The sequence below is a fragment of the Streptomyces diversicolor genome, from assembly GCF_057537855.1.
The window spans coordinates 142,855-153,732 of sequence record NZ_BAAJXA010000025.1 but is presented as its reverse complement, the minus strand read 5'-3'; the positions used below and the strand labels follow the sequence as shown (position 1 = coordinate 153,732).

Here is a 10,878-nt window from a genome sequence, read left to right as displayed (position 1 = left end):
TCGGGCGCTGTCCAGATTCGGGGCATCGCCGCCCACCCCAGCACCCCCAGAAAGGAGCTTGCCGTGCTGTACGGCGAGCACACCTCCGTCACGGGCATGATCCCCCCTACCAGTAGTAGTGGCCTGTGCTGCCGTCGGGTCGCCGGGTGGCGTCGCAGGAAGCGGCCTGCAACTGCTCGGCGTGGGCGCTGAGGGCGGTGTCGGACGGATCGAGAACCTGCGTCATGTGCAGCACATCGTCCTGCCCCAGGTCGGCTATCTGCCGCGGCTGCAATTCGATGACTCCCCGGGCGTTGACCGTCTGGACGAGCACGGTGTCCGGGGGGAACTCCAGGTCCGCAGGGGCGTACAGCAGGCGGAAGGCTCCGCCCACGGGATGCCGATCCAACACCTGGGCCAGTTCGCCGAGCAGTGACTGCGTCTGCTGCCGAACAAGCGGAGAGGTGGCAACGTCCACGTACGTCTCCTCGTGTATCAGTGGTGGGATTGAGCCGACGCACTCGGTTGTGCGCGGTCTGCACCGCCTGCGGACCTGGGCCGGGATGGTCCTGGTACCGGGCGGAAGCCGGGGGCTGCTAGTTGCACTGCCAGGAGTGAAGGCCGCCGTGATCGAGGAACAGGGTGCACGGCTCGCTCTCGCGGCCGTCCCCCCGCGGGGGTTCACCGTCTGGGCAGTTCTTCAGCTCGACGAACTCGTGCCGCCCGTCATCGCTCCAGCGGACCCACAGACTGACCGTCTCGTCGATGTCGTCGATGTAGTCGGCGTGGTCACCTGCGGTGTGTGCCGTCAGCTCGCATCCCGCGAACTCGAACTGATGAAGGTGAAGGTCGCATCCGCGGTTGCGGGGATTGCGGCGCAGATGGTGTACCAGTTCGTCGCGCGGGAGACGTGTGTGTCCGCGGCACCTCGTCGCGTACATCAGACGTTCCCTGCGGCGTCTAACTCGTGCATCAGCTCATCGACCGTGAGCACACGGAATGCGCTCAGCCTGCGGACGACCTGAGATCCGAGAGTCACGCGGAGCATCGGGTCGCCATAGGGGATCGGGTTGTCCGGCCGGCTAACAGCCTTCGCCCCGGCCCCGTCCGGGCGGTAGATGGTGCCGAGCACGCCGTAGAGAGGAGCGCACTGGGCCAGGTAGACGTCCTCGCCGAGATGGGGGCAGAGCGTCACGGCGGCCCGGACATGAGATCGGCACACGGGCGGCTGGTTCACCAGGTGGGGTGCCTGCCGTGGGTACTCGTCCTCGGGCCCGGTCAGGAAACACCAGCCGAGCGGGGTCCTCGCCGGCCGGTTGCAGATCTGGCAGTGAAGCCACTGCATCGTGATCTGCTGCCGGTGAGGGTGGACCAGCTTCCACTCCGGCGCACCGGTCGGCATCCCCCGCCCGTCATCGGGGTTGATCCCGCACCGGCTCCACAGGACGCCCTTGCTGTCCCGGTCCAGGCGGGGAACCTCGTCTTCGTAGCAGAGCAGGCGGGCAACGCTGCTGCTCTTCGCGAAATACAGGTTGTCGGGTGCGGCCGTCTCGCCCTCCCGGGCGGTGATGAACGCGACGAGTCTGGGCTCGCGCCTGTGCTCGCGCATGGAAGGGGCCTTCTCACTGTTCCTAGGGGGTGGGCCGCTGCTCACGCCGCCTCCTTCAGGCACTGGATGGCGGCAAGACGCTCCAGCAGCTCGTTGACGGACCACGCCAGCCGGCGCAGATGACCCACGGCTTGCCGGTGGTCGCCAGGCAGACTCTCGGCGCCCACGGCGCGTGCCCGCTGAATCAGGAAGCCGGCTGTCGGGTCCTCGTGGTGGGCTTCGGCGGCGACGGCGATGTTCACGAGCTGAACCAGGTGATCGCCGAGCGCTTCGGCGAGGTCACGGACGTTCTCCTTGGCCGGCACGACGTTGTCCAGCACCTCGCCGATGTCGTCGAGGAGGGCAGCTCCGTCGAAGGGACGCCACCTGCGGATGCTGTCCAGGACCGTCGCCAGCTCCGCCGCGTCCAGCGGCGGCGTCCAGGCCGGGTCAGAAACGGTCATCGGTACTTCCTGCTGGGGTAGCGAGGTGCAGCCACGACGGGGGCTCGTTTCGAGGTGAAGGCCCTGCGGCCGGGGCCGGATTCTTCCCGGCCGCAGAGGTTGAAACCGTGCTCGTCGGCGTCCTGGGGCGACTTCTGCCGACGAGCACGGCGTCTCAGGGGGTAATGCCGAGCCGGACCGTAGGGCCCCCGGTAAAGGGTCGCTCGGCGGAGGCGCGGGGTGGGACCAACTGGAGGCGAGGGCGGCGGTCGTCATCGCTCCAACTCCTCTGGCACGGCGAGACGGCACCAGGTCTTCGCGCCGGCATCGCTCGTTCCCCAGGTGCCTCCGTGCTCCTTGACCACGGTCTCCACCAGGGCGAGGCCGCGCCCCGACTCGGCGTCCTCGTCGGCATCCTTGAGCGTCGCGACGCCCGGCATACCGTCGACGACGGCGATTTCCAGGAACCCGTCCCGAACGGCCATCACGAGGCCGATCCTCTTGGCGCCGCTGTGCAGCACCGCGTTGGTCACCAACTCGGAGACGAGGAGCATCACCTCGTCGGTGAGGGCGCCCAGACCGCAGTACCGGATCCGCGCTGCGGCGATCCGGCGGAGAACACCTACATAGTGCGCGTCTGCCGGTCGTGGCTGGCCGCCGCCGTGGCGGGGGTCGATGTCGACCCACTGACTCATCACGTCCCTGTCGCGGAGGGGAGCCGCGTAGGACGGCCGTACGGCTGTCGTCGTCATCACGTCCTCTGGGGGCAAGAGGGAGCGAGCGTGGTGCCTTGCCGCGTCGGCCGGCTAGCTCACGTAGAGCCAGATAACCGTTGGACTGAGGCGGGTGGGAATGCCGTATGGACCGGCAGCTGCATGCACGCCCCCTGCCGTTTTGACCATCGCTTTACTCATGGTTGCGGCTGCGGAGCCTAACGTTCTGTCATGCCGGGGACACGGAACGAGACACGGAACGACTTGCTCGTAGCGTGGCTGCACGACCACAAGGTGCAGGTCGGAGAGCTGACTTCCCTGGTCAATACAGAAATCGGCAAGCTGACGGGCCGATGCGGCACCGTCCACGACAGGCACATTCGCAAGCTGCTCAGTGGCGAACACAAGTCACCCAACGCCCTGCTGAGAACAGCGCTGGAGAGGGTCACGGGTCAAACAGCCACAGAGTTAGGCTTCATCCCTCGGGGGAGTAAGAAGTCAAACCCCGCTCCAACACCCGAGGATGACCCGTTGTATCGCCGCGCCTTGCTTGCCGCAGCCTCCGCCGCTGGCGTCTCCCTTGCCACGCCGCCACTCGGAGGGAACCGGCCTCGCCGCCTCAACTCCAACGACGTCGAGGCGTTGAAGGCTGAACTCGTAGCCTGGACCACTTCAGAGAGCACGTACGGCGGCACCCCGGAATTGGAGAAGCGTGCCGAAGACATCACCGACAAGGTAGTCCGTCTCCAGCAAGAGAACAGCGCGTCCACGCGGATCCGCTCGGAGCTGTACACGGTCGCCGCCGCATTCTCCAACAGCGCCATGTGGGCTGCCATCGACGGCCAGCGCTTTGAGTCCGCGGAGTACCACCTGGACAGAACTATCCGCCTCGCTGGCCTGTCCGGCGACCCTGCCACCGAGTTCCGCGTATGGGGCCACGCCAGCATTCTCTTCCGACATGTCAACCGCCCCACTGACGCCTTGGCAGCAGCCGAGAGAGCCCAGGCATCCCCCATCACCCGCCGCGACCCGCTGTTCTCCTCGCTGGCGATGTCCCGCCTAGCGATCAGCCATGCCGCGCTCGGCGACGACAGAAGCGCCGTGCGCTATGTGGACCTGGCCCAGAAGGCGCTGGACCGTGCCGACCCGAACAAGTACCGCCCGTCCTGGGTCAGCTTCTACGATCAAGCCGAACTTGACCACCTCGCGATGGTTGCGCGCATGCACCTGAGGCAGTGGCCAGACGCCGAGAGACATGCGCACCGCAGCCTCGCGTACTTGAGCCCAGACCTCAAACGCAACAGCGCGCTCGTACACGCTCATCTCGCCGTTGCGCAACCTGGTCAGAAGGACCTGGAACAGGCGATCGGAACCGCCCAGAGCCTCCCCGAGGGCATGATGAAGCACGCCCGCGTCCGCCGTCTCCTGGACGGATTCACCGAGCAGATCACCACCCTCGCCCCCCATAACCCTGAGGCCCGCGACTGGCGGGCCCGCTACCGAACGGTGGTTGCATGACTGACGCTGACTCCCTGATCCTGCTCCGCACCAGCGACGTGGAGAAGTACCGACAGATCTTCCTCAACGTCCATGTGGAAGTCCGAACCCAGTTCGGGCTGATGGAAAGCCCATTCAACGCTGTGGACCGGTTCGACGAGCGCCTGACCCGTTATGCCTCCCGGGAGGGCTGGGAAGCCGTTATCGCCTTCATCGGCGATGAGCCAGCTGGCTACATCTTCGGAGGGCCGCTCGCCCCCGGATCGCAGTGGTGGTCCAGTATGCGGCAGCCCCCGCCAGAAGCCTTCACCCGGGAAACAGGCAGCCGCACATTCGCAGTACAGGAAGTTCTCGTCCGCGAGGCGTACCGCGGCACCGCAGGCGCAGGGGCCTCCCGTACGCTGCACGAGCACCTTCTCGCTGAGCGCGCGGAGGAGCGCGCCACGCTTCTGGTCGACGCCACCCGCTCCGACGGACGGTTGAAAGCGGTATACGAGTCCTGGGGGTATCGGGACATCGGCGAGCAACAGCCGTTCGACGACTCGCCCGTTTTCGCCACGATGCTGCGCGAGCCACTTCACCAGTAGCCGGAGCCTACGCCGAAGGAAGGTCGACCTCGGCTTCTTCGCCGGTGTCCTCGCACTGAAGGTCGATCTTCATCGGCCAGGATGCGCCTGCTCAAAGTGGTACGCGATCGCACCTTCAACGCGGGCCCGGAACGCTTCGGACGCTGTTGGTTAATTCGGGCCCTGTTGCTTCGCCCCGCCGACTGGTTGGTCGGCGGGGCGAAGTGCTGCGAAGTGGCTGGTGCGGGTGCGGGCCCGGGGTGTGGCGGTGAGGTGGGCGTCGATGCGGGCGAGGTTGATCGCGGCGCCGGTGAGCTGGTGCTGGAGGCTGGTCTCGGCCAGGCCGCGGTAGCGGAATCTGCGCAGGCCGCAGCGCCCGACGCCTTGGGAGATGGTGCCCTCGACCCCGGCCCGGACCTTGTAGCGCTCCTTCCAGGCGTCGGTCTGCTGCTCGGCCCTGGCCGTGCGGAGCGCGTGGTGTTCGTCGTGGTGGCGCAGCCGTAGTTCGCGGCGTTCGGCGGTGTGCGAGTTGATGCACTCGCGCCGCACCGGGCAGGGCCGACCGTCCAGCACGGAGAACCGCACCCGGATCACGGGCAGTCCTTGCCGGGAGAGCCGGCCGCTCCAGGTGGTGCTGACGGCACCACCTGGACAGGTGACCTTCTTTCCTGCCCAGTCGATGGCGAAGCCTTCCTGGTCATAGCCGCCCGCCGTGCCGGTCTGTGTGCTGGTGTCGGCCGCGACAGGGCCTTGCAGAGTGACGCCGTGCTCACGCCGGGCGGTGACGATCGCGGCGGCGGTGGGATTATCCGGCGTCCACCCAGTGCTCACCGGGCAGGCAGTCCCGTGCGGCGAGAGATGTGTGGATCTCCTCGCTCATCACGCTGTCCGGGACGGTCGCCGGGGGTGGTGACCACATTGGTGACCAGGTTCGGAGCGTCCGCCTGGCAGGTCTCGGTGAGGTGAACCTTGTATCCGTCCCACATGGTGTCCCGTTCGACGCTGCCGCGTGCCCCGGTGTCATAGGGGGTGACCAGGCGCGTCGCGCCCGGCGGCCGGTCTTTTGGGTCCCGCCGCCTCACCTCGCCCTCCACCACATGGAAGTGCTGGAACCAGTCCGGCTCCGCGACCTCGACCAGCCACCCGGGAGCGGCCTGGGCGAGCGTGTTCAGCGCCGAACGCACTGTCCCGGCGACCATCTCCAGCCAGGACAGGTCCCGTGCCGCGGACAGCACATGCGTCGAGTCGGTCCGGGCCCGGCCCGCACTCCTGGGCAGGCCCTTCTCCCGGGCCGCGGCCAGGATGCCGTCCAGCACCCGACGCCCGGCATCCGCCTCCACCAGCCGGTGCCGCGCTGGTCGACCGCGCCAAGGAGTCCGGCGACGCGGTGACCCCCGTCGACGGCGGGAGCGCCGAACTCCTCTACCGCGACTGCGACTTCGGCGCGGGCGCCCGGGAGGTGACCGTGCGGGTGTCCGGCCGGGGCGAGGTCGAACTGCTCGCGGGCGGTGACGCGGCGCCTCTCACGCTGACCCTCGACGCGCCCGGCACCGGCCCGTACGCCTACGCGTCGCTGCGCGCGCGGATCGCCGTCGCGGGCGTGTGCGACGTCCGGCTCAGGCTGCGCGGTCCGCTGCGGCTCGCGCACGTCGGCTTCTCCGGCTGAGGGCCCGGGGGCGGCCGGCACAGAGAAGGGGCCCGGCACCGGAAGGCATCGGTGCCGGGCCCCTTCGGGGATGACGAGCGCGCGTCATGCACGACTGTACATGGAAACGGTTCTCATTAGCTAGTGGCCGAGGGTCAGAGCGCGAGGCCGGTGAGGACGAGAACCCGCTCGTAGGTGTAGTCGTCCATCGCGAACTTCACGCCCTCGCGGCCGACGCCCGACTGCTTGGCGCCACCGTAGGGCATCTGGTCGGCACGGTAGGAGGGGACGTCACCGATCACGACGCCGCCGACCTCCAGGGCGCGGTGGGCCCGGAAGGCGGCCTGCACATCATGGGTGAACACACCCGCCTGGAGGCCGTACTTGGAGTCGTTGGCCGCCGCGAAGGCGGCGTCCTCCCCGTCCGCCTTCTGCACGGTGAGGACCGGGCCGAAGACCTCCTCGCAGGCGATCGTCACATCGGCCGGCACCTCGGTCAGGACGGTCGGCGCGTACGATGCGCCGTCCCGCTTGCCGCCGGTCAGCAGCCGCGCGCCCGCCGTGACCGCCTCGTCGACCCACGCCTCCACGCGACGGGCCGCGTCCTCGCTGACCAGCGGGCCGACGTCGGTCTTCTCGTCCGACGGGTCGCCGGTGACCTGGGCCTCGACGGCGGCGACGATGCGCGGCAGCAGCCGGTCGTACACCGCGGCGTCCGCGATCACCCGCTGCACGGAGATGCAGGACTGGCCGCCCTGGTAGTTGGAGAAGGTCGCGATGCGCTGCGCGGCCCAGTCGAGATCGGCGTCGCTCGCGTAGTCGGCGAGGACCACCGCCGCGCCGTTGCCGCCCAGCTCCAGCGTGCAGTGCTTGCGCGGCACCGAGTCCATGATCGCGTAGCCGACCTTCTCGGAACCGGTGAAGGAGATGACCGGCAGCCGCTCGTCCTGGACCAGGGCGGGCATCTTGTCGTTGGGGACCGGGAGGATGCTCCAGGCACCCGCGGGCAGCTCGGACTCGGCCAGCAGCTCGCCGATGACCAGGCCGGACAGCGGGGTCGCCGGGGCGGGCTTGAGGATGATCGGGACGCCGGCGGCGATCGCCGGGGCGATCTTGTGGGCGCACAGGTTCAGCGGGAAGTTGAACGGCGCGATGCCGAGCACGACGCCCTTCGGGAAGCGCCGGGTGAGCGCCAGCCGGCCCTGGCCGCCGGCGTCCGTGTCGAGCCGCTGGGCCTCGCCGCCGTTGAACCGGCGCGCCTCCTCGGCGGCGAACCGGAACACGGAGACGGCCCGGCCGACCTCGCCGCGCGCCCACTTGAGCGGCTTGCCGTTCTCGGCGGAGATCAGCCGCGCTATCTCCTCGGTCCGCTCCACCAGGCGCCTGCTGACGTGGTCGAGAGCGGCGGCCCGGACGTGGGCCGGGGTGGCGGCGAACTCGTCCCGCACGGCGTACGCGGCGGCCACGGCCTCCTCGACCTGGGCGTCCGTCGGCAGGCCGACCCTGCCGACGAGCCGGCCGTCCCACGGGGAGGTGACGTCGAAGGTGTCCTCGCCGGTGACCTGGCGGCCGGCGAGCCAGAAGGCGTGGGTGGAAGTCATCGTGAGAATCCCGGCCCTTCCGCGTTGGGGGTGTTCCTGCTTTCGTGCTCCACCGTAGGCCGGGGCCGCTCCGAGGTCGCTTGTCCGACTCGTAGCAGTGCGGACACGGGTTTCTACGCTTTGGCGTAGCACCCGACGGAACGGGGCGCGTCCGCACCCGGCACCTGGCTTCCGACACCCGGGGCCCGGAGCGCGCCGTCCGGGCCAGTGACCGGGACCGACCGGTGGTCGGGGCCAGGACCGGTGGTCGGGGCCGGGGCCCAGTGATCGGAACCGAGCGGTGGTCGGCACCGGGACCGGTGGTCGGGGACCGGCGTCGGCCTTTCGGCGTCCGGGGCCGACAGTCGGCGCCGGGGCCTGTAGTCGAAACCAGGGCCAGTAGTCGAGACCGGGCCCAGTCATCGGGACCAGGGCCAGTGGTCAGGACCGGCCGGACACGGGTTTCTACGCTTTGGCGTGCCGCCCGACGGAACGAGGCACGTCCGCACCCGGCACCTGACTTCGGCGCCCGGGGCCTGGAGCGCGCCGTCCGGGCCAGTGACCGGGACCAGGACCGGTGGTCGGGGCCAGGGCCCAGCGATCGGGACCGGGGGCGGTGGTGGCGACCGAGGCCCAGCGATCGGGGCCGGGGGCGGTGGCCGCGACCGGGGCCCAGTGATCGGGACCGGGCGGTGGTCGGGGCCGGCGTCGGCCTTTCGGTGTCTGGGGGCCGACAGTCGGGACCGGGGCCAGTAGTCGAGACCGGGCCCGGTGGTCAGGACCGGGGTCAGCGGTCAGGCGCGGAGCCAGGAACGTGTTCGGGAGCGGGGGCGGTGGTCGGGACCGGCGTTGGCCTTTTGGTGGCCAGGGGGCGGCAGCCGGGGGCGGAGGCGATCCGCGTACGCGAGCTGAAAGCGGGCGCTCGTGAGCGGTGGCCGGGGTCGGAGGTGATCCGCGCCAGGCGGCTGAAATCGGGCGCCCGCGGGCGGTCGGGGTGCGGTCAGCCGCTCATCGGGGTCGTGCACACCGCCGAGGCCCGCTCGCTGCCCGAGGAGGGCTGGGTCGGCCGGGGTCACTCCTGGGACGTTGTCTTCAGGGAGAGCCACAGGTCCATCCGGGTGTCCGGGTCGTCGAGGGAGCGGCCCAGGATCTCCTCGACCCGCCGCATCCGGTAGCGCAGCGTGTGCCGGTGCACGCCCAGATCGGCCGCCGCCGCGTCCCACTGCCCGTGCCGCGACAGCCACGCCCGCAGCGAGGCCACCAGATCGCCGCGGCCGGTCGCGTCGTGCTCGTACAGCGGTCGCAGCAGCCCGTCCGCGAACGCCCGCACCGCGTCGTCCGCGAGCAGCGGCAGCACGGACCCCGAGGCCAGCTGGTCGTGCTCCACCAGCACCCGGCCGCGCCGCCGCGCCACCGACAGCGCCTGCTCGGCCTGCTTGTAGGCGGCCGCGGCCGCGATCGGCCCGGCGGGCGCCGACAGGCCCACGACCAGTTCGTCCTCCTCCGCGGCCGCCGGCTCGGGCGCGGCACGGGCCGCCTCCAGTGCCATCGCGTACCGCATGCCGGCCGCCGCGGCGGCGCCCCCGTCGGCGGCGAGCACCACCAGCCGCTCCCCCTCGGGCACCACCAGCACGGCCTCCCCGGAGCGCGCCGCGGCGGACTCCACGGACTCCGCGAGCCCGGCCAGCCGGTCGCCGCCCGCGTCCAGGGCGGCGAGCGCGGCGACCGAGCCCGGCTTGGTCAGGGGCACGCGCGCGTGCCCGTCGGCGTGCGCCCGCGCGGCCGTGCCGGAGGCCGACTCGGCGACGATCAGCCGGAACGGCGCGTCGAGGAGTCCGCCGTACAGGTCGCCCGCGACGGCCCGGGCGTGGTCCGGCTGCCCGGCGAGCAGCATGCGCAGCACGGCCGCGCCGATCCGCTGCTCCGCCGCGTGCAGCGAGCGGGAGCGCTCCGTGGTGAGGGTGAGCAGGGCGATGGCGGAGTGCACCGCGTACCGTTCGGCGGTGCCGAGGGGAGCGGCGGTGCCCACGGCGAGGGCACCCCGCGGGCGCCGCCCGGTGCCCAGCGTGTGCAGTTCGACCCGGTCCTCGTTGTCCGGGCCGCCGGCCACCGACGAGGCGGGCGCGGGCCGGTCCCGCAGCCGCTCCACGTCCGCGGTGAGCCGGGCGGCCCGCCGCCCCGCCCACTCCGGGGCGGTGGCGACCACCGCGCCCGAGGCGTCGTACAGCGCGGCCCAGCCGTCGACCTGTGCGGCGAGCGCGGTGAGCAGCCCATCGGGGCCGGCGTTCAGGGCCTGCCGGGTCAGTTCCCGCTGGGCGGCGAAGCCGGCGGTCACCGACCGGTACTGGTCGGCGGCGATCGCGGCGGACACCGCCTTGCTGATCGCGAGGAACGGGGTGCGGCGCGGCACCTCAAGCAGCGGCAGCCCTTCCTGTGCGGCCGCGTCGACGAGGGCCTCGGGGATCTCCTCGTAGTTGACGCCGACGGCGAAGCCGAGCCCGACGACCCCGGCGCCCGCCAGCCGCCGCACGTACCGGCGCATCGCCTCGGGGTCCTCCGCGTCCAGCTTCAGCGCGGTGATCAGCAGCAGTTCCCCGCCCTCCATGTAGGGCACGGGGTCGGCCAGCTCGCTCACGTGCGCCCAGCGGACGGGCACGTCGAGGCGGTCCTCGCCCGCGCGCACGGTGAGTTTGAGCGCGGAGTGGTGGACGAGCGAGGCGAGCGTCGGGGGCATGGGACCTTCAGGTCGAGTGGCCGTCGGATGGCAGACGAGTGGCAGGCGAGGGGCATCGGCGATCATGCGGAGATCGGGTGATCATTGTGGCCTTTTGGCCGCCGCGTATGAACAGCCTATGCCGATTCTGACT

General features: G+C 70.7%; 10 protein-coding genes and 1 pseudogene. 3 read left to right on the top strand and 8 right to left on the bottom strand.

Annotated elements, in window-relative coordinates; genetic code table 11:
• Positions 1–106: 106 nt before the first annotated feature.
• The 5 genes from AC27LF_RS28035 to AC27LF_RS28015 all read right to left on the bottom strand — a co-directional run bounded on the left by AC27LF_RS28035 (position 107) and on the right by AC27LF_RS28015 (position 2,762).
• Positions 107–457 carry a hypothetical protein gene (locus tag AC27LF_RS28035; RefSeq protein WP_479659016.1) on the bottom strand — a complete coding sequence of 117 codons (351 nt, stop codon included), beginning with the start codon at positions 455–457 and terminating at the stop codon, positions 107–109.
• Between the two features lie 118 nt (positions 458–575).
• The gene (locus AC27LF_RS28030) at positions 576–920 is read right to left on the bottom strand and encodes a hypothetical protein (RefSeq protein ID WP_479659017.1); all 345 of its coding nucleotides are present in this window, start codon (positions 918–920) and stop codon (positions 576–578) included.
• Positions 920–1,588, bottom strand: coding sequence for a hypothetical protein (locus tag AC27LF_RS28025; protein WP_479659018.1), 669 nt, complete (start codon positions 1,586–1,588; stop codon positions 920–922). Before AC27LF_RS28025 ends, AC27LF_RS28030 begins: the two co-directional genes overlap by 1 nt.
• A 41-nt stretch (positions 1,589–1,629) precedes the next feature.
• Positions 1,630–2,031 (bottom strand): DUF6415 family natural product biosynthesis protein, encoded by a 402-nt coding sequence (locus AC27LF_RS28020; RefSeq protein ID WP_479659019.1) that lies wholly within the window; start codon positions 2,029–2,031, stop codon positions 1,630–1,632.
• Between the two features lie 251 nt (positions 2,032–2,282).
• On the bottom strand, positions 2,283–2,762 hold the full coding sequence (locus tag AC27LF_RS28015; protein ID WP_479659020.1) for an ATP-binding protein: 480 nt from the start codon (positions 2,760–2,762) through the stop codon (positions 2,283–2,285).
• A 192-nt stretch (positions 2,763–2,954) separates the two neighbouring features.
• Between AC27LF_RS28015 and AC27LF_RS28010 the strand changes: the two genes are divergently transcribed.
• Complete coding sequence (locus tag AC27LF_RS28010; protein ID WP_479659021.1) at positions 2,955–4,241, top strand: NsdA family TPR-like regulatory protein; 1,287 nt, start codon at positions 2,955–2,957, stop codon at positions 4,239–4,241.
• A complete protein-coding gene (locus AC27LF_RS28005) occupies positions 4,238–4,807 on the top strand; it encodes an N-acetyltransferase (RefSeq protein ID WP_479659022.1) in 570 nt (189 codons plus the stop codon). Before AC27LF_RS28010 ends, AC27LF_RS28005 begins: the two co-directional genes overlap by 4 nt.
• A gap of 150 nt (positions 4,808–4,957) precedes the next feature.
• Here AC27LF_RS28005 and AC27LF_RS28000 read toward each other — a convergent pair.
• A pseudogene (locus tag AC27LF_RS28000) lies at positions 4,958–6,138 on the bottom strand (transposase); the annotation flags it as partial.
• 35 nt (positions 6,139–6,173) lie between these two features.
• On the opposite strand from AC27LF_RS28000, the gene AC27LF_RS27995 reads away from it, so the two are divergent.
• The gene (locus AC27LF_RS27995; RefSeq protein WP_479659023.1) at positions 6,174–6,452 is read left to right on the top strand and encodes a carbohydrate-binding protein; all 279 of its coding nucleotides are present in this window, start codon (positions 6,174–6,176) and stop codon (positions 6,450–6,452) included.
• A 134-nt stretch (positions 6,453–6,586) separates the two neighbouring features.
• On the opposite strand, the gene AC27LF_RS27990 is transcribed toward AC27LF_RS27995, so the two are convergent.
• Both AC27LF_RS27990 and AC27LF_RS27985 read right to left on the bottom strand, forming a co-directional pair.
• Positions 6,587–8,032, bottom strand: coding sequence for an aldehyde dehydrogenase family protein (locus AC27LF_RS27990; RefSeq protein ID WP_479659024.1), 1,446 nt, complete (start codon positions 8,030–8,032; stop codon positions 6,587–6,589).
• A 1,051-nt stretch (positions 8,033–9,083) separates the two neighbouring features.
• Positions 9,084–10,745, bottom strand: a complete 1,662-nt coding sequence (locus AC27LF_RS27985) for a PucR family transcriptional regulator (RefSeq protein ID WP_479659026.1) — start codon at positions 10,743–10,745, stop codon at positions 9,084–9,086.
• Positions 10,746–10,878: the final 133 nt, after the last annotated feature.